The 23,400-nt window shown below is 68.7% G+C and carries 23 protein-coding genes; 18 read left to right on the forward strand and 5 right to left on the reverse strand.

The window, feature by feature from the left end:
• Positions 1–3 precede the first annotated feature (3 nt).
• The 7 genes from JWQ81_RS41960 (at position 4) to JWQ81_RS41990 (ending at position 6,585) form a co-directional block, all read left to right on the forward strand.
• Complete coding sequence (locus JWQ81_RS41960) at positions 4–813, forward strand: ribonuclease HII (protein ID WP_297550912.1); 810 nt, start codon at positions 4–6, stop codon at positions 811–813.
• Positions 810–1,133: a DUF2469 domain-containing protein gene (locus JWQ81_RS41965; protein ID WP_297550915.1), complete on the forward strand. Its 324-nt coding sequence runs from the start codon at positions 810–812 to the stop codon at positions 1,131–1,133. Before JWQ81_RS41960 ends, JWQ81_RS41965 begins: the two co-directional genes overlap by 4 nt.
• Positions 1,134–1,427: 294 nt before the next feature.
• Positions 1,428–1,823, forward strand: a complete 396-nt coding sequence (locus JWQ81_RS41970) for a YraN family protein (protein ID WP_297551068.1) — start codon at positions 1,428–1,430, stop codon at positions 1,821–1,823.
• The gene (locus JWQ81_RS41975; RefSeq protein WP_297550917.1) at positions 1,824–3,335 is read left to right on the forward strand and encodes a YifB family Mg chelatase-like AAA ATPase; all 1,512 of its coding nucleotides are present in this window, start codon (positions 1,824–1,826) and stop codon (positions 3,333–3,335) included.
• Positions 3,332–4,462, forward strand: a complete 1,131-nt coding sequence (gene dprA, locus JWQ81_RS41980; protein ID WP_297550919.1) for a DNA-processing protein DprA — start codon at positions 3,332–3,334, stop codon at positions 4,460–4,462. Before JWQ81_RS41975 ends, dprA begins: the two co-directional genes overlap by 4 nt.
• A 175-nt stretch (positions 4,463–4,637) precedes the next feature.
• Entirely contained in the window at positions 4,638–5,621 is a 984-nt protein-coding gene (locus tag JWQ81_RS41985; RefSeq protein WP_297551070.1) for a tyrosine recombinase XerC, read from the forward strand.
• 100 nt (positions 5,622–5,721) lie between these two features.
• Positions 5,722–6,585, forward strand: a complete 864-nt coding sequence (locus tag JWQ81_RS41990) for a FliA/WhiG family RNA polymerase sigma factor (protein WP_297550921.1) — start codon at positions 5,722–5,724, stop codon at positions 6,583–6,585.
• Positions 6,586–6,603: 18 nt separating this feature from the next.
• Here the strand turns inward: JWQ81_RS41990 and JWQ81_RS41995 are convergent, their stop codons facing one another.
• Entirely contained in the window at positions 6,604–7,197 is a 594-nt protein-coding gene (locus JWQ81_RS41995) for a M23 family metallopeptidase (protein WP_297550923.1), read from the reverse strand.
• Between the two features lie 380 nt (positions 7,198–7,577).
• Between JWQ81_RS41995 and rpsB the strand changes: the two genes are divergently transcribed.
• From rpsB to JWQ81_RS42020, 5 genes are all read left to right on the forward strand, one after another.
• Positions 7,578–8,480: a 30S ribosomal protein S2 gene (rpsB, locus tag JWQ81_RS42000; RefSeq protein ID WP_297550925.1), complete on the forward strand. Its 903-nt coding sequence runs from the start codon at positions 7,578–7,580 to the stop codon at positions 8,478–8,480.
• Positions 8,481–8,582: 102 nt separating this feature from the next.
• Positions 8,583–9,398, forward strand: coding sequence for a translation elongation factor Ts (gene tsf / locus JWQ81_RS42005; protein WP_297550926.1), 816 nt, complete (start codon positions 8,583–8,585; stop codon positions 9,396–9,398).
• Positions 9,399–9,519: 121 nt separating this feature from the next.
• Positions 9,520–10,263, forward strand: a complete 744-nt coding sequence (gene pyrH / locus JWQ81_RS42010) for a UMP kinase (protein WP_297550928.1) — start codon at positions 9,520–9,522, stop codon at positions 10,261–10,263.
• A gap of 48 nt (positions 10,264–10,311) precedes the next feature.
• Positions 10,312–10,869 carry a ribosome recycling factor gene (frr, locus tag JWQ81_RS42015; RefSeq protein ID WP_297550930.1) on the forward strand — a complete coding sequence of 186 codons (558 nt, stop codon included), beginning with the start codon at positions 10,312–10,314 and terminating at the stop codon, positions 10,867–10,869.
• A complete protein-coding gene (locus JWQ81_RS42020) occupies positions 10,869–11,753 on the forward strand; it encodes a phosphatidate cytidylyltransferase (protein WP_297550932.1) in 885 nt (294 codons plus the stop codon). Before frr ends, JWQ81_RS42020 begins: the two co-directional genes overlap by 1 nt.
• 8 nt (positions 11,754–11,761) lie before the next feature.
• Here JWQ81_RS42020 and JWQ81_RS42025 read toward each other — a convergent pair whose 3' ends face one another.
• Entirely contained in the window at positions 11,762–12,607 is an 846-nt protein-coding gene (locus JWQ81_RS42025; RefSeq protein ID WP_297550934.1) for a VOC family protein, read from the reverse strand.
• Between the two features lie 177 nt (positions 12,608–12,784).
• On the opposite strand from JWQ81_RS42025, the gene JWQ81_RS42030 reads away from it, so the two are divergent.
• Complete coding sequence (locus JWQ81_RS42030) at positions 12,785–13,579, forward strand: class I SAM-dependent methyltransferase (RefSeq protein WP_297551072.1); 795 nt, start codon at positions 12,785–12,787, stop codon at positions 13,577–13,579.
• Here JWQ81_RS42030 and JWQ81_RS42035 read toward each other — a convergent pair.
• Together JWQ81_RS42035 and JWQ81_RS42040 are read right to left on the reverse strand one after the other, a co-directional pair.
• Positions 13,525–14,151 (reverse strand): PadR family transcriptional regulator, encoded by a 627-nt coding sequence (locus tag JWQ81_RS42035; RefSeq protein ID WP_297550936.1) that lies wholly within the window; start codon positions 14,149–14,151, stop codon positions 13,525–13,527. The genes JWQ81_RS42030 and JWQ81_RS42035 overlap by 55 nt on opposite strands.
• 130 nt (positions 14,152–14,281) lie before the next feature.
• On the reverse strand, positions 14,282–14,902 hold the full coding sequence (locus JWQ81_RS42040) for a hypothetical protein (protein ID WP_297550938.1): 621 nt from the start codon (positions 14,900–14,902) through the stop codon (positions 14,282–14,284).
• Positions 14,903–15,081: 179 nt separating this feature from the next.
• Between JWQ81_RS42040 and JWQ81_RS42045 the strand changes: the two genes are divergently transcribed.
• Positions 15,082–16,065, forward strand: a complete 984-nt coding sequence (locus JWQ81_RS42045; protein WP_297550940.1) for an alpha/beta hydrolase family protein — start codon at positions 15,082–15,084, stop codon at positions 16,063–16,065.
• A 101-nt stretch (positions 16,066–16,166) separates the two neighbouring features.
• On the opposite strand, the gene JWQ81_RS42050 is transcribed toward JWQ81_RS42045, so the two are convergent.
• Positions 16,167–16,322: a hypothetical protein gene (locus tag JWQ81_RS42050; RefSeq protein ID WP_297551088.1), complete on the reverse strand. Its 156-nt coding sequence runs from the start codon at positions 16,320–16,322 to the stop codon at positions 16,167–16,169.
• On the opposite strand from JWQ81_RS42050, the gene rlmN reads away from it, so the two are divergent.
• The 4 genes from rlmN (at position 16,272) to JWQ81_RS42070 (ending at position 23,274) form a co-directional block, all read left to right on the forward strand.
• Entirely contained in the window at positions 16,272–17,300 is a 1,029-nt protein-coding gene (rlmN, locus tag JWQ81_RS42055; protein WP_297551074.1) for a 23S rRNA (adenine(2503)-C(2))-methyltransferase RlmN, read from the forward strand. The two genes, JWQ81_RS42050 and rlmN, sit on opposite strands and share 51 nt — an antisense overlap.
• Before the next feature lie 357 nt (positions 17,301–17,657).
• The gene (locus tag JWQ81_RS42060) at positions 17,658–18,245 is read left to right on the forward strand and encodes a response regulator transcription factor (protein ID WP_297550942.1); all 588 of its coding nucleotides are present in this window, start codon (positions 17,658–17,660) and stop codon (positions 18,243–18,245) included.
• A 125-nt stretch (positions 18,246–18,370) separates the two neighbouring features.
• Complete coding sequence (locus JWQ81_RS42065) at positions 18,371–21,481, forward strand: BTAD domain-containing putative transcriptional regulator (RefSeq protein WP_297550944.1); 3,111 nt, start codon at positions 18,371–18,373, stop codon at positions 21,479–21,481.
• Positions 21,482–21,765: 284 nt separating this feature from the next.
• The gene (locus tag JWQ81_RS42070) at positions 21,766–23,274 is read left to right on the forward strand and encodes an LCP family protein (RefSeq protein WP_297550946.1); all 1,509 of its coding nucleotides are present in this window, start codon (positions 21,766–21,768) and stop codon (positions 23,272–23,274) included.
• Positions 23,275–23,400: the final 126 nt, after the last annotated feature.

The following is a 23,400-nucleotide window of genomic DNA, read 5'->3' on the forward strand; positions in this document are numbered from 1 at the left end:
AAGGTGTCAGCGCCCGTACGACCGCCCCGCGCGGTCGTACGGGGCGATGCCTTCTGGAGCTTGCAGGGCACGCTCGAACGGCGGGGGCTCGGTCCCGTGGCCGGGGTCGACGAAGCGGGACGCGGGGCGTGCGCCGGTCCCCTGGTCGTCGCGGCCTGTGTCCTCAGAAGCGGTGACGCCGCCCGGTTTCCTGAGCTCACCGACTCCAAGTTGCTCACCCCGCTCGCCCGTGATCGGGTGTACGACCAGGTCCTCGCGCGTGCTGTCGACTACGCGGTGGTGGTCGTACCGTCGCAGGAGGTCGACCTGCTGGGCATCCACGTCATGAACATCGAAGGCATGCGCCGCGCGGCGATGGGGCTGGCCAGTGCACCTGGTTATGTGCTGACGGACGGCTTCCGGGTGCCCGGGCTGCCTTCGCCGAGTCTCGCGGTGATCAAAGGCGACCGGGCCGTCGCCTGCGTGGCAGCGGCTTCGGTACTCGCGAAAGTCACCAGGGACAGGATCATGAGCGGGTTGCATGAAGAGCACCCGCGGTACGGCTTCGACGTGCACAAGGGCTACAGCACCGCGGAGCACAGCGCCGCCCTGACCCGTCACGGGCCGAGCGCCGTCCACCGCTGGTCGTATGCCAATGTCGCCAAAGCAGCCGGTGAACACGGGCACCTGCCGCCGCATCCCGTCGTGCTCACCGCGGCGGCGCTGGAATCACTGAGTGTGCCGGTGTATGCGGCCGGTGGTGGCAAGGGTAAGAATGGACGCTTCTCCGCCGGAGCACAGTCCACATCGCGAGGAGGGGCGCGGATTTCATGAGCGCAGAGGATCTCGAGAAGTACGAGACCGAGATGGAGTTGTCGCTGTACCGCGAGTACCGCGACATCGTCAGCCAGTTCTCGTACGTCGTGGAGACCGAGCGGCGGTTCTACCTGGCGAACGCCGTGGATGTCCAGGTGCGCGACGGTGGCGGTGAGGTGTACTTCGAGGTGCGGATGTCCGACGCGTGGGTGTGGGACATGTACCGGCCTGCCCGCTTCGTCAAGCACGTCCGGGTGATCACCTTCAAGGACGTCAACGTCGAGGAACTCGACAAGCCGGATCTCCGGCTACCCGAGGACGGCCCCTTCGGGGGTTGATCCCGCTGGTCTGCTGAGGCCTCCTTCACCGTGTTCGACGCGGTGAAGGAGGCTTTTTCATGCCCGCTCCGGTCTTCCAGCCGCCTACCAGAGACCACTGACAGTTCGTGGTGATCGGGTACCCGCCGGGCCGAGTTGTCCACAGCACCCCCGGTTGTCCACAGATTGCGAAATCGGTGGTGGTGCCCGGTGCCCTCACCCTGGCAGCGTTGCTCGGGTACGCACTGTGACGTTCCGAGGGGGCAACCGATGATGACAGCCGCGATGAGGGAAGCCGGGCTGATGGCAGCCGCGATGAGGGAAACCGTGGCGAGACCGAGAGCCGGCAGGGGCGCGGGCAGACGTCTCGAGCTGGGCCGCCGAGGCGAGGAGCTCGCGGCGACCCACCTGCGCAACCTGGGCCTGGTCGTGCTGTCCCGGAACTGGCGATGCCGGGAAGGCGAGCTGGACCTGGTCGCGACTGACGGGAAGACGCTCGTGGTCTGCGAGGTCAAGACCCGGTCCGGGGTCCGGATGGGGCTGCCCGCCGAGGCGCTCACCCCGGAGAAGATCGGCCGCATCCGCACCCTCGCCGGTTTGTGGCTGCGCGAGTTCCGGGTGGGCTGGTGCCCGATCCGGTTCGACGTCATCGCGATCCTCGCCCCGGCGGGGCAGCCGCCCCTGCTCAAGCACATCAAGGGGGCGTTCTGAATGTCGCTGGCGAAAGCGTGGTCGGTCGCCCTCCTGGGCATCGACGGCCGGGTGGTCGAGATCGAAGCCGATATCGGCGGCGGCCTGCCCGCCACCAAACTGGTCGGGCTGCCCGACGCGGGGCTGCGGGAATCGAAGGACAGGGTCCGCTCGGCGGTCCGGAACTCCGGGCACGCCTGGCCGGACGGCAAGGTGACACTGGGACTGTCCCCGGCGAACCTGCCGAAGGTGGGTTCCGGGTACGACCTCGGCATCGCGGCGGCGGTGCTCGCCGCGGACGGGAAGGTACCCGCGACGCGGCTCATCGGCTGCGTCCTGCTTGGTGAACTGGCCCTGGACGGCCGGATCCGCGTGGTCAGGGGCGTGCTGCCCGGATTGCTGGCGGCCCGCAAGGCCGGGGTACGCCGCGCCGTGGTGCCGGTCGGCTCCCTGTTCGAAGCCGCGCTCGTCGACGGGATCGAGGTTTCGGGTGCCACCCGGCTGAGCGACGTCGTGGCCTGGCTGAAAGGAGAGGCCGATCTGACTTCACCCGAACCGCCCACTCCGGGCAAACCGGCTCCGGTACCGGACCTGGCCGATGTCATCGGGCAGCCCGAAGCGCGATGGGCGCTGGAGGTCGCGGCCGCGGGAGGGCACCACCTGCTGCTCACCGGGCCGCCGGGAGTCGGCAAGACGATGCTCGCCAGACGGCTGCCCGGACTGCTGCCGAGCCTGTCGGCCGAAGAGTCCCTCCAGGTCACCGCCGTGCATTCGGTGGACGGTTCGCTCTCGCCCACGTCGCCGCTGGTGACCGTGCCGCCGTTCGTGGCCCCGCACCACTCGATCTCGGTCGCGGCCCTCATCGGGGGCGGCAGCGGGCTCGCCGTGCCCGGTGCGATCAGCCGGGCCCATCGCGGGATCTTGTTTCTTGATGAAGCCTGCGAGTTTGGCGCGGAGCGCCTCGAGTCGCTGCGCACCGTGCTGGAAGACGGCGAGGTGCGGATAGCCCGGACCAAGGGCGCGGTCTGCTACCCGGCGAGGTTCCAGCTGGTACTGGCGACAAACCCGTGTCCTTGCGCGCCACCTCGCGAGGAAAACTGCATCTGCTCGGCCGCCGCGCGTCGGCGGTACCTGGGCAGGCTTTCGGGGCCGTTGCTGGACAGAGTCGATCTCAGGACCAAACTGCGCCCCCTGACCGCGATGAACGCTCACGACGGCACCGAGCCGGAGTCCACCGAAGTGGTACGGGGACGCGTCCTGCAGGCCAGGAACCGAGCACTGGCGAGATGGTCGGGACCGGGTTGGCAGTCCAACGCGGAGGTGCCCGGTCCGGTGTTGCGGCGCGAGTTCGCCTTGCCGACGGAGGCCACCGCGTTACTCGACCGGAGTCTCGATCGGGGCGCGTTGACCGCTCGTGGCGCCGACCGATGCCTGCGAATCGCCTGGACGCTTTCGGATCTCGCCGGAGCGGATCGGCCGGACGCCGAACACGTGGCGGCGGCACTGGACTTCAGAGATCGGACGGCGGCATGACCGGCGAAGATCCGCGAAGACTTGCCAGGGCCTACCTGCTGCGTGTCGCCGAGCCACCTGCACCCGCGTTGGCCGCGTTCGTCGCCGAGCACGGGGCCCTGGCCGCGGCGAAGCTGGTCCGCGAGGCGGATTGCCCGCCGAAGGTCCGCGACGAGACACGTGCCCGTCACGACGTGATCCTCGTCGAGCACGACTTTGCGAAGGCGACCGCGGCCGGCGCGCGGCTGGTGACCCCCGAAGACTCCGAGTGGCCGGCCTGGCCGCTGCTGTCGCTGTCGGTGGCCGGCGATCGCGGCGTCGCAGGCATGGCGCCACCGCTCGCGCTCTGGGTGCGGGGTCCAGCGAGGCTCGACAAGGCCGTCGAGGCGGCGGTGGCGATCGTGGGAGCGCGGGCGGCCACCGGTTACGGCGAACACACAGCGGCCGAATTCGCCTACGGACTGGCTTCGCGGGGAGTGCCGGTGTTTTCCGGTTCCGCATACGGCATCGACGGGGCGGCTCACCGAGGGGCGCTCGCTTCGGAGGGGATCACGGTCGCCGTGCTGGGTTGCGGACTCGATGCCGGGTATCCAGCCGGGCATGTCGCCCTGCAGCACAGAATTGCCGCGCGCGGTGCCGTGATCAGCGAGTACCCGCCGGGCACGACACCGGCACGGCACCGGTTCCTGGTGCGCAACCGGCTTATCGCCGCGCTCACCGAAGGGACCGTCGTGGTCGAAGCGGGCCTGCGGAGCGGTGCGAGGAACACTGCCGCCACTGCTGGTGCGCTCGGCAAGGTCGTCATGGCGGTACCGGGGCAGCTCGGCTCCGCGATGTCCGCCGGTTGTCACGAGCTGATCCGGGAAGCGCACGCGACCCTGGTGACGTCGGTCGCGGACGTCATCGACGCGACAGGCAAGTTCGGGCTGGCCCGTCCCGAGGAGGCGAGGCCCACCCGCCGGACCGACGGCCTGGAACCGTCCGCGATGAGGGTGCACGAGGCGCTCGTGGCGAAGGGCGGTAAGTCCGCCGAAGCGCTCGCCACCGAATCGGGGGTTCCGTTGGCGCGGGTCCGCGCGGTGCTGCCGGCCCTGGAAATGGACGGGCTCGCCGAGCGCTGCGAGTCCGGTTGGCGGCGCGCGGCATGAGCGGTCCGCCGGGCAGTGTTCGTCGAAAGGTCAGGAAAACGACGAGCAACACGGGAAAGCGGTGTGGCGATGCTTGACCAGCGACGGTGGTTCGCGCAGCGTCAACACCATGTCCTCAGCCAGCGCGCGTCGATCGCCGCCCGAGCGTGCCGGAAAACGGCCCCGGATCGACCTGATGCGCACGAGGACGGTCCTGCCGGCTGCGGCGGCGGTCCTCGTCGGCGAGTACGAGCGCCACCTGCGGCTCGAGCGGGGCCTCTCTGAACACACGGTCCGGGCATATGTCGGCGACGTGGTGTCGCTCCTCGGTTTCATGTACGGCGTGACGGCCGAGGACATCGAGAGCGGTGTTCCGCCCGTGGAGGACGGCGCGCGGGAGCTTCATGAACTCGATGTCGCGGAGCTGCGGGCGTGGCTGGCCGGCCAGCGTTCGTCCGGTGCGAGCCGAACCACTTTGTCGCGACGGGCCGCGTCGGTCCGCACGTTCACGGCTTGGGCGCATCACCACGGTGCGCTGAAGGGCGATCCAGGCGCGCGCCTGGTCGCTCCGCGGCCGCACCGGAAGCTGCCCGGGGTGCTTCGTGCCGATCAGGCCGGTGAGGTGATGAGGGCGTCGAGTGCCGGGGCGGCCCAACTCGATCCGGTGGCTCTGCGTGACCACGCGATCCTGGAGCTGCTGTATGCGACGGGTGTCCGGGTCGCCGAACTCTGCGGTCTCGACCTCGGCGACGTCGATTTTCCGATGCGTGTCGTCCGGGTGCTCGGCAAGGGCGACAAGGAGCGCACCGTGCCGTTCGGCGTCCCGGCCGAGGCAGCGCTGCGCCGATGGATCGAGCTCGGCCGTCCCGAACTGCCCGACACGCAGGGCGGATCCGTGGAAACAGCACTCTTCTTGGGGGTCCGCGGGCGGCGGCTCGATCAGCGCGCGGTGCGCCGAATGGTCCACGACGCGGTCGGTTCGGTGCCCGGGGCGGCGGATATGGGACCACACGGCCTCCGCCATTCGGCGGCAACTCACCTACTCGAAGGGGGAGCCGACCTTCGCAGCGTTCAGGAACTGCTTGGTCACGCTACGCTCGCCACGACGCAGCTCTACACTCACGTGACCGTCGAGCGGCTGAAGGCGATCCATGACCGAGCACACCCGCGGGCCCGATGACGCCGAGGGATGTCCGGCCGGTTCTGCCCACCAGTCGGCGCGCGAGAACTGTTACGAGCACGGAGAAAAACCTGACCACCATGCCGAGGACAGCGGTCCAGTGACCGCCGATCCCCATCTGACCGAAGTCGCCGGACGCGCCGAGACGCGCTCCGACGGCGATGGCGCGGTGGCCGCGAAACCCGAGCGCCCCGCCGGCTACGACGTGGACGCCTCGATCCAACTGCTGTGGAAACAGTTCACCGACTCCCCGCAGCAGCCCCTGCGAGACAGGCTGGTGCTGCACTACGCGCCGCTGGTCAAGTACGTCGCCGGCCGGGTCGGTACCGGCCTGCCGACCCATGTCGATGTCGGAGACCTGGTGCAGTCGGGCATCTTCGGGCTGGTCGACGCCATCGAGAAGTTCGAGCCCGCGCGCGGGCTTCGGTTCGAGACCTACGCCATGCAACGCATCCGCGGCGCCATTCTCGACGACCTGAGATCCCAGGACTGGGTGCCCAGGGTGGTGCGCAGCCGCGCCCGCGAGGCCGAGCGGGCACTGGAACGGCTCGGTGCCCGCCTGCACCGCACGCCGACGGACGCTGAGCTGGCCGCCGAGCTCGACATCACCCTCGACGAGCTGCGGGACCTCTACGGCCAGGTCAAGCTGACCAACGTGGCCGCGCTCGAAGACCTGGTCGCCGCCGGCAAGGACAGCGGCTCACTGGTCGACACGCTGCCCGACGACGACGCGGTCGACCCGGTCGCCGCCCTCGTCGACCAGGACAACCGCCGCCAGTTGGCCGAGGCGATCGCCCAGCTGGCCGAACGCGACAGGGTCGTGGTGAGCCTCTACTACTTCGAGAGCTTGACCCTTGCCGAGATCGGCAAGGTCCTCGGCGTGACCGAGTCGAGGGTCAGCCAGCTGCACACCCGGGCCGTCATGCGCCTGCGCGCGAAACTCGTCGAACAAGCCGGTAGCTGAGCGCGCGTCCGCGGAGGTTCAGCCGTCCCAGGGCTTCAGCCGGAGCGCGTAGGCCGTCGCGATGTACTCCAGCGGGTTCACGTACTCGTCACCGCGGCGGACGCCCCAGTGCAGGCAGGCGGCGACCGTGCACCCTGGATGCCCGGCGAGCACGGTCCCGAGCGGTTGCCCCTGGTAGATCTGGTCGCCGACCGAGACGTCGGGAGTGACGGGTTCGTATGTGGTGCGCAGGCCGCCTTCGTGGTCGACGGACACGACACCCCGGCCCGCCAGCGTTCCGGCGAACACGACCACGCCCGGTCCGGCAGCCAGCGCCTGCTGGCCGGGGGCGGCGGCGAGGTCCACCCCGCGGTGACCGGCACCGTAGGCGTCGGCCGGGGGTTCGAAACCCCGCGTCACTGCCGGGGTGGGGGACAAGGGCCAGGTGAAGCGGGGTTCGTCGACGGTGGCCGATCGGGCGGGTGCTGCCGCTGCGGACACGAAGGCCACCGCCGTGAGCAGGGTCGCCAGGACGTGTCTTCGCCACTGGATCCGGCCAGGTCGCCGATGTCGGCCGGACGTGCGGGCGGGCGAGCGTAAGGGGCCGGGTGAACCGACCGTGATCGTTTCCATCGGTCCAGCGTCACCGAGCCGAAGCCCCGGTGGGTGGCCCGTGGACAATCTGTGGACAACTCGGGTCCGCGAGGCCTCCCTGTGGACAAACAGCCACGTTGACCACCGCCGATGGGAGTGCGCGGGGGTGACGGAGTAGACTATTTTGCGCGGTCCGCTTATGGCGGGCTGACTTCGCGTGCACGTGCGCGTTCCAGCTTTCCGACTTACCTGATCAGGTGGTCGGCGGCCGGAGTACACGGCGCCCGGCGGTCCCGGCGATCAGTGAATCGGCGGGTCCGGGCATCGGCACTGCACCAGGGCTACCGGCCACCCGGCCGGCGGCGACAAACCGCACCGCGTACCTGGTACGCACAACACAGAAGAGGTACGAACCGGCTATGGCCGTCGTAACCATGAAGCAGCTGCTGGACAGCGGCGTGCACTTCGGGCACCAGACCCGTCGGTGGAACCCGAAGATGAAGCGCTACATCTTCACCGAGCGCAACGGCATCTACATCATCGACTTGATGCAGACGCTCACCTACATCGACAAGGCGTACGAGTTCATCAAGGAAACCGTCGCCCACGGTGGCACGATCATGTTCGTCGGCACGAAGAAGCAGGCTCAGGAAGCCATCGCCAGCGAAGCGCTCCGCGTGGGCATGCCCTACGTGAACCAGCGCTGGCTCGGCGGCATGCTGACCAACTTCCAGACCGTGCACAAGCGGTTGCTGCGCCTCAAGGAGCTCGAGTCGCAGGAGCAGACCGGCGGTTTTGTCGGGCTGACCAAGCGCGAGATCCTGACGCTCACCCGCGAGAAGGACAAGCTCGAGAAGACCCTCGGTGGTATCCGGGACATGGCCAAGGTGCCCAGCATCGTGTGGATCGTCGACACGAAGAAGGAGCACATCGCCGTCGGCGAGGCGCGCAAGCTGAACATCCCGGTTGTCGCGATCCTCGACACCAACTGCGACCCGGACGAGGTCGACTACCCGATTCCGGGTAACGACGACGCGATCCGCTCCGCCGCGCTGCTGACCAAGGTCGTGGCCGAGGCCGCCGCCGCCGGTCTGCTCCAGCGCTCGAGCCGCAACGGCTCGGCCGCCGAGAAGCCCGAGCCTGGCGTTTCCGCCGAGCCGCTGGCCGAGTGGGAGAAGGACCTCCTGGTCTCCGGTTCCGAAGGCGCCACCGCTGACGTCGCCGAGGCCGTCGTCGCCGAGCCCGTCACCGAAGCGAAGACCGACGAGGTCGAGGCCGCCGTCGAGGCGACCTCCACCGAGCAGGTTTCCGCTTCCAGCTGATCAGCCGATCCCGGGTGGCCACCGTACCCACGGTGGCCACCCGGGGCGCGGATCACCCCGAAAATTTCCGCGCGTACCCCGAAGAAGGACGGAAAACGCACGATGGCGAACTACACCGCGGCGGACGTGAAGCGTCTCCGCGAGCTCACCGGCGCCGGCATGATGAACTGCAAGAAGGCGCTGGAGGAGAACGACGGCGACTTCGACAAGGCGGTCGAATTCCTGCGCATCAAGGGTGCCAAGGACGTCGGAAAGCGCGCTGAGCGCTCCACCGCCGAAGGCCTGGTGGCCGGTGGCGGCGGTGTCCTCATCGAGCTCGACTCGGAGACCGACTTCGTCGCCAAGAACGACGAGTTCCAGAAGCTCGCCGCCAAGATCGTCGAGACGGCCAAGGCCGTCAAGACCGACGACGTCGAGAAGCTGAAGGCCGCCGACCTCGGCGGCAAGCCCCTGAACGAAGCCGTCCTTGAGATGGCCGCCCGGCTCGGCGAGAAGCTCGAACTCCGCCGCGTCGTGGCCTTCGAGGGCCAGACCGAGCTCTACCTGCACCGTCGTGGCGCCGACCTGCCGCCCGCCGTCGGCGTGCTCATCGAGTACACCGGTGACGACGCGGCGGCCGCCCGCGCCGCCGCGATGCAGGTCGCCGCGCTCAAGGCGAAGTACCTCACCCGCGAAGAGGTCCCGGCCGACGTCATCGAGAACGAGCGTCGCGTCGCCGAGGCCACCGCACGCGAAGAGGGCAAGCCGGAGCAGGCCATGCCGAAGATCATCGAGGGCAAGGTCACCGCGTACTACAAGGACAACGTCCTGCTCGACCAGCCGTCGGTCAAGGACAACAAGAAGTCCGTGAAGGCGCTGCTCGACGAGGCGGGTGTGACCGTGACGCGGTTCGCGCGCTTCGAGGTCGGACAGCACTAAGAGCGTTCAGGCCGTTACTGTGCCCCGTCTCCGCCCACTTCGGGGGACGGGGCACAGTTAGGTCTCAGGTCCAAGAGTTGAGCTCGACGACAATCAGGTCCACAGGTCTTAGGGAGGCGACATGGGTGATCGGGTCGACGGCGGCTATCGACGAGTGCTGCTCAAGCTGGGCGGCGAAATGTTCGGTGGTGGCTCAATCGGTGTCGATCCCGATGTCGTGCACTCCGTGGCATCGCAGATCGCGGCGGTGGCGCGGACCGGGGTGCAGATCGCGGTGGTCATCGGTGGCGGCAACTACTTCCGTGGCGCGGAGCTCTCCCAGCGCGGGATGGACCGCGACCGCGCCGACTACATGGCGATGCTCGGCACCGTGATGAACTGCCTCGCGCTGCAGGACTTCCTGGAGAAGGAGGGCCTGCCCACCCGCGTGCAGACCGCGATCACGATGGGCCAGGTCGCCGAGCCCTACATCCCGCGCCGCGCGGAGCGCCATCTGGAGAAGGGCCGCGTCGTCATCTTCGGCGCGGGGGTCGGCATGCCGTACTTCTCCACCGACACAGCCGCCGCGCAGCGCGCGCTGGAGCTCAGCTGCGAGGCCGTACTGATGGCGAAGGCCGTCGACGGGGTCTACACGGCCGACCCGAAGGCCGACCCGGACGCCGAGATGTTCCGCGAGATCACTCACCGTGAAGTACTCGAACGAGACCTCAAGGTCGCGGACGCGACGGCGTTCACCCTCTGTATGGACAACAATATGCCGATTATCGTGTTCAACCTGCTCACCGAGGGGAACATTGCCCGTGCGGTCCGTGGTGAGAGGATCGGCACCCTGGTGAGCACCCCCGCCGACGGGGCGTCGGCTTAGACCTGCTGGGATCTCCTCCAGCCTGAACAACAGAAAGCGGGAGCAACCGTGATCGACGATACCCTCCTCGATGCCGAGGAGAAGATGGAAAAAGCGGTCTCCGTCGCGAAGGACGACTTGGCCTCGGTCCGCACGGGCCGCGCCACCCCGTCGATGTTCTCCCGCATCCTCGTCGAGGCGTACGGCGCGCTGACCCCGCTGAACCAGGTCGCCGGGGTGAACATCCCCGAAGCGCGGATGGCGATCATCAAGCCCTACGACGCGAGCCAGCTCACCGCGATCGAGAACGCGATCCGGGTCTCGGACCTCGGCCTGAACCCGAGCAACGACGGCGCGATCATCCGGATCGTCATCCCGCAGCTCACCGAAGAGCGGCGCAAGGAGATGGTGAAGGTCGCCAAGACCAAGGGCGAGGACGCCCGCATCACCATCCGCAGCATCCGTCGCAAGGCGAAGGAAGAGCTGGACCGCATCCAGAAGGACGGCGAAGCCGGCGAGGACGACGTCATGCGTGGTGAGAAGGAGCTTCAGCACCTCACCGACACCTACGTCAAGCAGGTCGACGAGCTCGTGAAGAACAAGGAAGCAGAGTTGCTCGAGGTCTGATGACTCAGATGAGTGAGGAACGCGGAGGAGCCGCCGCGGCGGCCGACGGGCCACCGGCCCCGGAGAAGAAGGCATCCCGGGCGGGCCGCGACCTGCCCGCGGCCATCGGGGTCGGCCTGGTGCTGGGCGCGGCCGTCGTCGCGTCGCTGCTGACCGTGCGCTACCTGTTCCTCGCCATCATCGCCGCGGCGATCGCGATCGGGACCATCGAGCTGGCCGGCGTGCTCCGGCGGGCGGCGAACATCCGGATCGCGATGGTCCCGGTGCTCGTCGGCGGCCAGGCCATGATCTGGCTGGGCTGGCCGTTCGGTCGGGACGGCGTGCTCGCCTCGTTCGCGCTGACGGTGCTCGTGTGCCTGCTGTGGCGTCTCCCCGGGGGCGCCGAGGGGTACCTGCGAGACATCAGCGCGTCCATTTTCGCCGGCGCGTACCTGCCGCTGTTCGGCGCGTTCGCGGCGATGCTGGTGCTGCCGCACGACGGCGCGGCCCGGGTGCTGACCTTCATGATCGGGGTCGTCGCCTCCGACACCGGTGGTTACATCGCCGGGGTGCTGGGCGGCAAGCACCCGATGGCGCCGAGTATCAGCCCGAAGAAGTCCTGGGAAGGGTTCGCCGGTTCCGTGGTGGCGGGCATCATCGCCGGTTCGCTGACGGTCAGCCTGATGCTGCACGGCCACGCCTGGCAGGGCGTTCTCTTCGGCATCGCGATCGTGCTCACCGCGACGCTGGGCGATCTGGTGGAATCGCTGATCAAGCGGGACCTCGGCGTCAAGGACATGGGCACGATGCTCCCCGGTCACGGCGGTCTGATGGACAGGCTCGACTCGCTGCTGCCGTCCGCCGTGGTCTCCTGGCTCCTGCTGTCGCTGTTCATCCCTGCCTGACGCGCGGCTCAGTCGTCGTAGGGGTCGTCCACCTCGGCGCGGCCCCAGTCCTGGTGCACCTGGGTGTGGTCGATGATCGCGAACACGGCGCCTTCCGGGTCGGCGAGGATGGCCATCCGCCCGAACGGTGTGTCGTACGGCTGGATGACCACGGTGCCGCCCAGCATGAGGGCGTGGCCGGCGGCCGCGTCGGTCCCGCGTGCCGGGTCGACCTCGAAGTAGACCATCCAGTGCGGCGGGGTGTCCGGCAGGTATTCCGACCCCATCACGTAGCGGTAGAGCACCGGCTCGTTGGCCAGCAGCCATTCCACGTAGTCGACACTGGCACTGGTGCCGATCTGGCGGGTCGTGTAGTTGAACAGCTTGCGGTAGAAACGGTCCGCCGCTTCGCCGTCGTGCGTGTTGAGGTCGGCGCCGACGAACGTGTTGGTCGCGCCGGCGCCGAAATCCCAGCTGACCGGCGGTCGCCAGAACACGATCGGCGCACCGCTGGCGTCGACCGCGTGCAGGATGCTTCCGCGCTCCGGGATCTCGACCGGTCCGAGCGTGACGCGCCCGCCGAGCGTCTCGACCCATTCCGCCGTGCTCGCGGTGTTCTGCACGGCAAGGTGGATGGTCCAGCCCGCGGGGCCGCCGGCGCCGACGCGGTAGCACCCACCGACCGGTACGCCGCCGAGTGTCGCGACGGCGTACCGGCCGGTCGGCGCGGCCGGATCGCGCCTGAGTTGGTACTGCCAGCCGAAAAGGCCGTTGTAGAAGTGCTGGATGGTGGCTTCGTCGTTGCACCCGAGCTCGACCCAGCACGGGATTCCGGAGGGCAGGACCGGTTCGCTGGCCGGGGAACTGAGAGACATACTGAGCTCCTTGAGGATCTTCGGGTGAGTCTACTTGTTCACCGGAGGATCTTCGGCGCGAAATAGTGTCGATCGGCGTGGAACCGCCGAGGGCATCTCGACGTTGGAGCATCCGTGCGCTGGTTTCCCCGATCCGACCCGGCAAGGCTGCCGAGTCGTGCCCCGCGCAAGGCGGATGTGGTGCCCAGCCCGAACATCTGGTACTACACAACGGCTTACGAGGTGGAGAACCAGGCTCAGGACGTCGACGGTGCGATCTGGCGTGCGCTGGGCGAGGAGTTCGACTGGACCGGTCGCGACGTTCTCGACATCGGCTGTGGCGACGGGTTCCACCTGCCTCGGTTCGCCGAGACCGCGAAGTCGGTGCTCGGGGTCGAACCGCACGAGCCGCTGTTCCGCGGTGCGGCCAAGAGGGTCGTGGAGATGCCGTCGATCGAAGTGCGGCATGGTTCCGCGCAGCGGCTGCCGGTCGCGGACGCGAGTGTCGACCTGGTCCACGCGCGCACCGCGTACTTCTTCGGTCCTGGTTGCGAGCCCGGCCTGCGTGAGGCGAACCGGGTGCTGCGGCCGGGCGGTGCGTTGGTCATCGTGGATCTCGACGTCCGCAGCGAGCCCTATGGCCGCTGGATGCGTGCCGACTTGCCGAACTACGACCCGCCGGCCGTCGAGAGGTTCTTCGCCGACGCTGGTTTCGCCTGCCGCCGGGTGAAGACGGAATGGCGGTTCGCCGACCGCGCGAGCATGGAGTCGGTGCTGAAGATCGAGTTCAGCCCGAAGGTTGCTGAACGAGCCATCGCGGATGTGGTGCGCGACAACGCTTTGCGGGCACGCTTAGGCGCGGGCGGCGCCGGGGTGACGCTGCCGGTGGGCTATCGGGTGCATACCCGGTTCAAGCCCACCGGCCTCGTCCTGCCTGGTCACTCGTCGTCTTCCGGCGCCGAGTCTTCCTCGACCTCGCCGAGGATTCCGTAGATCGCCCGCCGTGCTTCGTTCAGCACGTCGACGGCCCTGGCCTTCTGGCCGGGTGTGCCGGCCTGGGAGACCTGGATCGCCGCGGCCATCAGGGTCGCGCCGGCTTTGCGCAGGCTGACCTCGTTGGGGTCGACGTCGTGGGCGATGTGCTCCCACGGCGGGACCGAGTCCTGGCTCTCTGCCGCGGCGCGGCCGGTGTCGGTGAGTTCGAAGAGGCGTTTGCCGCCTTCTTCCTTCACCGTCACCAGGCCTTCGTCGGCCAGCAGCTGCAGCGTGGGGTAAACCGAGCCGGGGCTCGGCTTCCAGAAGCCGCCGCTGCGCTCACCGATCTCGCCGATGATCTCGTAGCCGTGCCTCGGCTGCTCGGCCAGCAGCGCCAGGATCGCCGCGCGGACATCGCCGCGCCGTCCGCGCCTGCCGCCGTGCCCTCGCGGTCCGCCGTGACCTCGGCCCTGTCCGCCTCGTCCGCCCGGGCCACCAGGGCCCCAGCCGGGAGGGAACTCGCCGAAGCCGCCGCGGCCACGGGGACCGAACGCTTCTCGTACATGGGGGGGTGGGAATGGCTTTCTCATATCGTTTGTCCTTCCAAGTTGTGTTCCGACATGCTTACGATATATCGGAACCGCTCGTTGTGCAACCTCGGTCGGAAAATGCGAGTGCTTCCGCTGGTCAGCGCGCGTAGGCAATAGGCGACGTACCTCGTCACGTAGATCGGCATGGCGACCTCCGTCGCGGACAGCACGGCGACAGCGCAGCCGTAGCCGAGTAACCAGCGTCGGCCGCGTTGTGGACCACACCACCACGGCCACGGACGAGCAGCCGGAAGTCGATCGGCTCCTCACCGCCCTCGGGCAGCGGCAGGCCGAAGGCGGTGAGCACCCGCGCCGGCGCTGTCGGCGACACCACGTCCACGACGTCGACGAGCTTGGTGTCCGGCAGGATCCGGTTGAGCATGTAGAAGCTCTTGTCGGGGCGGTCACTCGCCTCGACCTTCATCGGATTGCGCCAGTTGGGCTCGAGCCGCGTGTAGGGGACCGTGCCCTCTTCGGAGAAGTCCCTGGCGAGCACGGTCACCTTCGGCGAGTGGTGCGAGTCGCAGCGCGCCATCACCCCGTCGACATTGGCCGTCACGTTGCGCAGACCCCACAGCGGCCGTGGCGTCTCGACCACGGTGCGGTCGGACCCGTCGGCCTTCATCCGCAGGATTGCGTCGATCCGCCCGCGTTCGAGGTCGGCGATGGCGCTGAGGTAGACCAGGTCGTCGCGGCCGATCGACAGCCGTGCCGTTTTGCCCGTCAGAATCGCGTGATCGAGGGAGACCACCTGGCGAACGGTATGCATGCGGCCAGTCAACCGGGACCGGTTCCTGGTCACAGCGGGCGATCGGGCAAGGGATCGGGTGAGCGGGCTACGCCAGGTGCTGTGTCATCAGGATTTCATCGGTCATCGCTACCTTGGGAATCCGTAGTCCCGATCATGCCGATTCCGATCAGGAGTTCCTGGTGAGCGAGTACCGACCCACCCGCAGAAGTGTCTTGAAGACCGCCGGTGGAATAACCGCGGCGATGGCGCTCAGCGGCATAGCCAGTGTTGCGATGGCGTCGACGGCGAGCGCGGCCGACGACGGCTTCGGGCTGCACATCGTGGACCGGAACGAAAACGACGCCCGCATGTGGTACTACCGCTTCCAGACCGACGCGATCGGCTGGAATCCCGCCGTCAACGTCCTGCTCCCGGACGACTACCACACCAGTGGTCGTACCTATCCCGTCCTTTATCTGTTCCACGGCGGACTGGAAGATTTCATTTCTTTCGACCAAAAAGGAATCCGTGACTGGACGGCCGGAAAGCCGATCATCGTCGTGATGCCCGACGGTGGCCAGGCAGGCTGGTACGCCAATCCCGTCAGCTCCAACGTCGGACCCCGGAACTGGGAGAACTTCCACCTCACGCAGTTGCTCCCGTGGATCGAGGCGAACTTCCGGACCTTCGCCGAGTACGACGGCCGCGCGGTCTCCGGGTTCTCGATGGGCGGCTTCGGCGCGTTGAAGTACGCGGCCAAGTACTGGGGCACCTTCGCTTCGGTGAGCGCGCACTCCGGACCGGCCAGCCTGCGCCGGGACGCCGGCGCGGTGGTCCACTGGGCCAACGTGTCCTCCGCCGTCAAGGACCTCGCCGGAGGCACGATCTACGGCGTGCCGCTGTGGGACGAGGCGAGGGTCACCGCCGACAACCCGGTCGAGCGGCTCGAGAGCTACCGCAACAAGCGGGTCTTCCTGGTCGCCGGCACCAGCCCCGACCCGACCAATCCGTTCGACCAGTTCAACGAGACCGAGGTGCTCGCCGGCCAGCGTGAGTTCCGTGGTCTCCTCGACAACGCCGGCATCCCGCACGAGTGGCACGAGGAGCCGGGCGGCCACTTCGTCCGCGACTACCTGTTCAAAGCGGACCTCGACGGCATCATCGGCCGGCTTCGTAAGGCGTAGACCGGCCGCTACCTCGTCTCCGCTTGCACAGCAGGCGGAGACGAGGTCGTCTCAGCCCGCTGACCAGCCCATCTATCTGCTGTGCGCGGCGGCATGGGACACTAGCAGACGCTATGACTGTCCTCCCGCTTGTTTTCGATGCCCCGCGCCGCGGGCTCCCGCCGCGCCACCTTGCCGACCTCACCTCCGCCGAGCGTGCCGCCGCCGTGGTCGAGCTGGGTGAGAAGCCCTTCCGAGCCAAGCAGCTGTCGAACCACTACTTCTCCCGGCTGACCGTCGACCCCGAGGCGATGACCGACATCCCGGCCGAGTCTCGCCAGCGCCTGGTCGACGAGCTGATGCCGCCGCTGCTCACCGAGGTCCGCGCGATGGCCTGCGACGATGGCAGCACCCGCAAGACCCTGTGGCGCGCCCATGACCGCACGCTGATCGAGACCGTGCTCATGCGCTACCCCGACCGTGCCACGCTGTGCATCTCCAGCCAGGCCGGGTGCGGAATGGCCTGCCCGTTCTGCGCTACCGGCCAGGGCGGCCTCGAGCGCAACCTGTCCACCGCGGAGATCGTCGACCAGGTCCGCTCCGCCGCCGCCGTCATGCGCGACGGCCTGATGGCCGACTCCACCGGCGTGCCCACCCCCGGCCGCCTGTCGAACATCGTCTTCATGGGTATGGGCGAACCGCTCGCGAACTACAAGCGTGTCGTCGCGGCGGTGCGTCGGATCACGGAGCCTGCTCCGGATGGTTTGGGGATTTCGCAGCGTTCGGTGACGGTGTCGACGGTGGGTCTGGCGCCGGCGATCCGGAAGTTGGCGGACGAGAAGATGCAGGTCCGCTTGGCGGTGTCGTTGCACACTCCGGATGACGAGCTTCGGGACACGTTGGTGCCGGTGAACAACCGGTGGTCGGTGGATGAGGTTCTGTCCGCGGCTCGGTATTACGCGGATACGTCGGGTCGTCGGGTGTCGATCGAGTATGCCTTGATCCGGGATATCAATGATCAGCCGTGGCGTGCGCAGTTGTTGGCGAAGGTGTTGAAGAAGCACTTGGGGCATTTGGTGCATGTGAACGTGATTCCGTTGAATCCGACGCCGGGTTCGAAGTGGGATGCGGCGCCGAAGCCGGTTGAGCGGGAGTTTGTGCGCTTGGTGAATGCCGGTGGTGTGCCGTGCACGGTTCGTGACACCCGCGGCCAGGAGATCGCCGCAGCCTGCGGGCAGTTGGCGGCCGAGGGCTGAGTTCTCCTTCGTTTACCAGGGCACGACCTGCCCTCGGTAGTCGAGAAACTGCAGATCCGGCTCACCACTGTGGCGATCGATCGTGTCCGTTGGCAGCGAGCAGAACGTCGCCTGCCTGCCCGCAACCCACCCCGCTCGCCCGCCGGCGGACGTTGGTCATGGCGGACCTCGACGCTGAAGAGATCCTCGGCGCGCAAATCCGTCGAACCACCTCGGTCGAGGCGAAGTTCGAACTCATCGCCGCCGGGCACGGCATCTCGCCACGCTGGGCGACCAGGAACGGACGGAGACGGCCGCTATTTGACTGGATTCTGAACGGCCGCGGTCAAGATCACGGACAGCCGAGAGGAGCCGTCCGTGCCTGTGACCGTGGTGCTCGCCTGCACCCCAGAACACCGCCCTGAGCTGCGCCAGCTGCTGAGGGCTGCGGGTATCACCGTCGTCGCCGAGGAGGATGGCGCCGCGGAAGCCGAGAGCGCGGTCCGGCAGCTCCGGCCCGACGTGCTCGTCCTGGCGGGGCTCCTGCCCGGGGCGACCGTTCCAGGGGCGCCGGCGCTTGCCCTTTTGGGCAGAGATGACGAGGACGCTCTGCTCGCCGCGATCAAAGCCGGGTGCCGCGGTTTCCTGAGCGTCGACGTCGCAGCCGACGACCTCGCCCGCGCGGTCCGGAGCCTCGCGTCGGGGGCGGCGGTGTTCGGCGCCGACGTCGCCGATCGGGTCACCCACTGGCTGACGGGCCCGCTTCCACCTGCGGATCCGGTGCTCAGCGTCCGGGAGCGCCAGTTCCTCGACCTCGTGTCGAGCGGCCTTTCGGATGCCGCGATCGCGGTCCGACTGGGCATCGCGGTGAAGACTGTCCGCAACTACCGAGCACTCGCCTACCGGAAGCTGGGCGTCCAGAGCAGGACGGAGGCGATGGCCAGGTTGGCCCGCGTGGCCAGTTGATCGCGTCGAGCCGGGTTGACCAGCATTGGACCGGTCCAGCACGCTGACCGCATGCCGCCCGTTCGAGAGGTACCTCCAGCTGTTCCCACCGCACCTGTACCCGAGGTCTGAAGCCGAGGGGTGGCATGGAACTGCGGTTACTGGGGGCGGTGGAGGCCCGTGAGGGCGCTGACGTCGTCCCGCTCGGGCCCCGTCAGCGACGGCTGGTCCTCGCGGTGCTCGCGTGGGAAGTCAACCGAATGGTCCCGCTCGACCGCCTGGTCGATCTGATCTGGCCGGACGCCCCGCCGCCGGCCACGGCCACGCACGCCGTCCGGGTGTGTGTCTCGCAGCTGCGTTCGCTGCTGGCCGGCAACGGCGACCTCGAGCTGCTGACGGAGGGCCCGGGGTACCTGCTGCGCGCGGACCCGCAGCTGATCGACGTCCACCGGTTCCGGGCGTTGACCGCGCAGGCCCGCGAGACCGGCGAAGATCAGCCAAGAGTGGAGTTGCTCGACGAAGCGCTGAGCCTGTGGCGGGGTCCAGCGCTGGCCGGGACGGCGTCGTGGCTGACGCGTGAGCGGTTGTGTTCCGGTGTCGAAGAGGTTCGGCTGCTCGCTGTCGAGGATCGGCTGGACGCCCTGCTGCGGCTCGGCCGCCACCACGAGATCATCGACGAGTTGACGTCCCTTGTGGACACTCATCCGACCCGTGAACGATTGGTGGGGCAGCTGTTGCTCGCGCTCTACCGAGGCGGACGCGCGGGCCGTGCGCTGGAGGTCTCGCGGCGTATCCGCGCCCACCTCGCCAACGAGCTGGGCATCGATCCGGGGGCTGAGCTGCAGCGGCTCGAACAGGCGATTCTCCGCAACGACGCCGAACTCGACATCCCGCGTCCGGTGCCGCCGCGTCCCGTGCCCGCGATGCTGCCGCCCGCGGTCGCCGGTTTCACCGGTCGTGCCGAAACCCTGGCCCGGCTGGACGCGGCGGCCGCGCATCCGCTGTCGGCGGTCGTGATCGCCGGGACGGCGGGGGTGGGCAAGACCGCGTTGGCCGTGTTCTGGGCCCACCGCGTCCGGGATCGATTCCCGGACGGTCAGCTGTACGTCAACCTGCGCGGCTACGATCCGGATCCGCCGCTGGCGCCAGAGCAGGCGTTGTTCGGTTTCCTGCGCGCGCTCGGCGTGCCGCCGCCCGATGTCCCGCCTGACCAGGCTGAGGCAGCCGGGCTGTATCGGAGCATACTGGCCGACAAGCGCATGCTTGTGTTACTGGACAACGCTTCCGGAGCCGAGCAGGTCAGGTCGCTCCTCCCGGCGGGGCCAGGTTGCGTCGTCGTAGTCACCAGCCGGAACCGCCTCGACGGACTGGTCGCGATCGATGCCGCACGCCGGGTCCCACTGGACGTACTGAGCGAGCGTGAGGCCATCGTTCTGCTCGGCCGGATGATCGGCGCGGACCGCGTCGGCGCCGAACCGGAGGCGGTCGCCGAACTCGCGCGAACGTGCGCGTGCCTGCCGCTCGCGTTGCGCATCGCCGCGGCGCAGGTGGTCGGTCAGCCCGGTCGCATCGAGGACTACGTGGCGCGGCTGCGCGACGACGACCTCCTGGCGGCTCTCGCCGTCGACGGAGACACCCAGACCGCTGTCCGCGCCGCGTTCGGATTGTCCTACGCCGGTTTGGCGCCAGATGCGCAGCGCGCGTTCCGATTGCTGGGAGTGCTGCCCGGCCCGGACCTCAGCGTGGTTTCCACCGCCGCGCTGACCGGCCTGCCGGCGGGTGGGGCGGCGCGGGTGCTCGACCAGCTCGTCGTGGCTCACCTCGTCGAGCAGCGCACCCCTGGCCGGTACACCTTGCACGACCTCCTGCGCCGGTACGCCGTCGAATGCGCACTGGAACTGGAGTCCGTGGATGAGCGAACCGCCGCATTGACCCGACTGGTCGCCCATTACCTCGGGTACGCCGACGCCGCGGCCGTGTTGCTCTATCCGTACATGCTCCGCCTGCCGGTCGTCGGGGCCGAACCCCCGGTAACCGGTTTCACCGACCACCCCGCGGCACTGTCCTGGTTGGACACTGAGCGGGCGAACCTGGTCGCGGCGGTCGGCCACGCGCCGCGTCCGTTCGGCTGGCTGCTGGCGGACACTCTGCGTGGCTACTTCTATCTGCGACGCGACTTCCCGGACTGGTTGGCCACGGCGAACATCGCACTGGCCGCGGCGTCGGGCGAACCGAGGGTCGAGGCCGCGCTGCAGTTCGGACTTGCACTGGCCGACTACGCGCGGAACCGCTATGAGGAGGCGAGTGCCCGCTACCTGAACGTGCTCGAACTGTCCCGCGACAGCGGATGGGTGCTCGGGCAGGCGGCCGCACACACCAATCTCGGCCTGATCGACGAGAGCCAGGGCGACCTGCGCCGAGCTGGGTTTCGCTACACCGAGGCGCTCGCGTTGTTCCGGGAAGTGGACGCTCCCCACAGCGTGGCGATCGCGCTGGTAAATCTCGGCTGCGTTCTTGAACACAGCGGAGAGCTGGACTCGGCGGCCGCGCACTACGCGGAAGCTCTCGCCATGCACCGGGAACTCGGCGGTCGGCATGGTGAAGCCGATGCCCACTACTACCTGGGGTCCGTTGCGTGGCAACGAGGTGAGCTGGTCGACGCCACCAAGCACGTCACGACGGCGCGGGATATGTATCGGGAAATCGGTGCCCGCAACGACGAAGCGCAGGCGCTGGCCCTGCTGTCCCAAGTCCACTACGACGCCGAGGAGTATGCCGAAGCCCTCGACGACGCGCATTCGGCTGTCGCACTTGCCGGTGAGACTTCGGACCAGCGCACGGAAGCCGCCGGCCGCGGCGCGTTGGGGGCGGCGCTGAGTGCCCACGGCGAGCACCGGCAGGCACTCGACCACTTCGAGCGCGCCCTGGACCAAGCCCAGGAGATCGACGCACAGGTCGAGGAGATCCAAATCCGGCTAGGGACGGCCGCGACCTGGCTTCGGTTCGGCGATTCCGTGCAGGCCGTCGAGCATGCAGGGCCGGCGCTGGCTCTCGCCCGGCAGACGGGGTACCGCGTGCTCGAAGGCCTGGCACTCACTGCTCTCGCCGAAGGCTGGTCGGCCGCTGGTGGCACCGCTGAAGCCGTCAGGCACGCCCGCGAGGCCCTCGTCGTGCACTGCGAGACCGGCCACCTGTTCGGTGAGCAACGGACGCTGGCCGTCCTGGCGACGAGCACGGCAGGTATTGCCCGCGACTGAACGTCTGCCGGATCTGGTCGGTTTCGGCCTGTTGGTCCCGGTCGGCGGGCACAGCCGGCTCACGTCTGACTCCATGTTGTCAGTGCACGCCGGGGCAGCGGCGAAAACGGCACCCCGGCGGCGGTCCCGATGCGCGCGGATGGTTCGGTCATAGGTCTGGGCGTACAACGGGAGTTCGGCTGCCGGGCGCGAACGAGCCCGGCGCCTGCGGGCTTCTTACCGTTGCCACACGCCGCTGCGGACAGGCTGGGCGAAATTCGTGACGGGAAAGGACACCGGGGACTGTGCGTGATCGACCACGGCCTCAGGGAGCACTGCGCGCGGGCAAGATCGCGGTCGCGGTGTTGTCCGTGCTGGTGGTGACGGGTGCCGGAGTGGCCTGGTCCCAGGTGCGCAACCTGCAGGACGGCCTGACCACCGCCGACGTCATCGACCCCGGCGCCGCGAGTTCGGCTGGTCCCGCCGAGGAGCAGAACATCCTGCTCGTCGGCCTGGACACCCGGACCGACGCGCAGGGCGTCCCGCTGCCGCAGGCGATTCTCGACCAGCTGCACGCGGGTTCCGGCAGCGACGGCGGAGACAACACCGACACGATGATCGCGATCCACATCCCGGCCGGTGGCGGCGGAGCGACGGCGTTTTCGATCCCGCGTGACTCGTATGTGCAGCTGGCCGGTGGGTATGGGAAGCACAAGATCAACTCGGCTTACACCTATGCTCAGGTCGCGGCCGCGAGCAAGCTGCGCGCACAAGGGGTAAGCGGCCCGCAGCTGAACGTGCAGGCGGCGCAAGCGGGTGCGAAGAACGCGATCCAGACCGTCCAGCAGTTCACCGGGCTCACGTTCAGCCATTTCGCGTCGGTCAACCTGGTCGGGTTCTACGACATCAGCCAGGCCATCGGCGGGGTTCCGGTGTGCCTCAACGCCGCCGTGCACGATTCGTACTCCGGTGCGAACTTCCCGGCGGGACCGCAGACCATTTCCGGCGCGCAGGCGCTGGCGTTCGTGCGGCAGCGGCACGGGCTGCCGGGCGGGGACCTGGACCGGATCAAGCGCCAGCAGGTGTTCATGGCCAGCCTGGCGAAGTCCGTGCTTTCCGGTGGCACGCTGACCAGCCCGGCGAAGCTGGGCAGCCTCATCGACGCGGTGAAGAAGACCGTCACGCTCGACCAGAACTGGGACGTGCTCGGGTTCGCCCAGCAGATGCAGAGCATGAGCTCGGGCAAGATCGCCTTCCAGACCATCCCCGTGCTCAACGTCGCGTTGCGCACCCCGGGCGACGGCGAAGCCGTACAGGTCGACCCGAGCCAGGTGCAGGCCGCGATCAAGGCCGCGATCAGCGCGGCCGGCGACAGCGGTACACCCGCCGGTACGGCCCCGGCCCCGGCTGCCACTCCGAGCGCGCCCCCGGCCGCCGCGCCCACGACCGGCGACGAGAACGTCACCGTCGACATCCGCAATGCCAGTGGTACCAAGGCACTCGGCGACCAGGTCCGGCAGAGCCTCACCGCGCAGGGCTACGGCACCGGAACCGTGTCGGACGTCGCCAGTCGCCGGACGTCGACGCTCGACTACCCCAGCGGTGACCTGGCCGTCGCCCGCCGTGTGGCGGAGGCACTGGGCGGCGACATTCCGCTCGCCGCCGATTCCAGCCTCGCGGCGGGGCATCTGCGGGTCTACCTCGGTGGGGACTACAGCGCCACGGACCTCGACACCGGCACCGCGCAGTCGACCGCGCCGCCGGCTCCCGCGCCGGCCGCGATCACCGCCGGTGGCCAAACCTGCGTGAACTGACCCCGGTCCCGGCCGCTGACCTGTGGTTCGGCTGTCAGGTGCTGTGACTGCGCTGTGCATTCGGGCATTCACGTTTCACCTGCGCTGCAGCGAAGCTAGGCTCCGAACAGGTTGTCCAGTTCTCAG

This window comes from Amycolatopsis sp. (assembly GCF_025464955.1).
Classification (GTDB): Bacteria; Actinomycetota; Actinomycetes; order Mycobacteriales; family Pseudonocardiaceae; genus Amycolatopsis.

What these genes read in the sequence shown, in the direction of transcription:
- JWQ81_RS41975 (WP_297550917.1), top strand. Translation starts at nt 1,824, where the DNA reads ATGTCGCTGGCGAAAGCGTGGTCGGTCGCCCTCCTGGGCATCGACGGC.
- JWQ81_RS42025 (WP_297550934.1), bottom strand. Translation starts at nt 12,607, where the DNA reads ATGTCTCTCAGTTCCCCGGCCAGCGAACCGGTCCTGCCCTCCGGAATC.
- pyrH (WP_297550928.1), top strand. Translation starts at nt 9,520, where the DNA reads ATGGGTGATCGGGTCGACGGCGGCTATCGACGAGTGCTGCTCAAGCTG.
- JWQ81_RS41985 (WP_297551070.1), top strand. Translation starts at nt 4,638, where the DNA reads ATGCGCACGAGGACGGTCCTGCCGGCTGCGGCGGCGGTCCTCGTCGGC.
- dprA (WP_297550919.1), top strand. Translation starts at nt 3,332, where the DNA reads ATGACCGGCGAAGATCCGCGAAGACTTGCCAGGGCCTACCTGCTGCGT.
- tsf (WP_297550926.1), top strand. Translation starts at nt 8,583, where the DNA reads ATGGCGAACTACACCGCGGCGGACGTGAAGCGTCTCCGCGAGCTCACC.
- JWQ81_RS42035 (WP_297550936.1), bottom strand. Translation starts at nt 14,151, where the DNA reads ATGAGAAAGCCATTCCCACCCCCCCATGTACGAGAAGCGTTCGGTCCC.
- rpsB (WP_297550925.1), top strand. Translation starts at nt 7,578, where the DNA reads ATGGCCGTCGTAACCATGAAGCAGCTGCTGGACAGCGGCGTGCACTTC.
- JWQ81_RS42020 (WP_297550932.1), top strand. Translation starts at nt 10,869, where the DNA reads ATGACTCAGATGAGTGAGGAACGCGGAGGAGCCGCCGCGGCGGCCGAC.
- JWQ81_RS41965 (WP_297550915.1), top strand. Translation starts at nt 810, where the DNA reads ATGAGCGCAGAGGATCTCGAGAAGTACGAGACCGAGATGGAGTTGTCG.
- JWQ81_RS41995 (WP_297550923.1), bottom strand. Translation starts at nt 7,197, where the DNA reads ATGGAAACGATCACGGTCGGTTCACCCGGCCCCTTACGCTCGCCCGCC.
- JWQ81_RS42065 (WP_297550944.1), top strand. Translation starts at nt 18,371, where the DNA reads ATGGAACTGCGGTTACTGGGGGCGGTGGAGGCCCGTGAGGGCGCTGAC.
- JWQ81_RS41970 (WP_297551068.1), top strand. Translation starts at nt 1,428, where the DNA reads ATGAGGGAAACCGTGGCGAGACCGAGAGCCGGCAGGGGCGCGGGCAGA.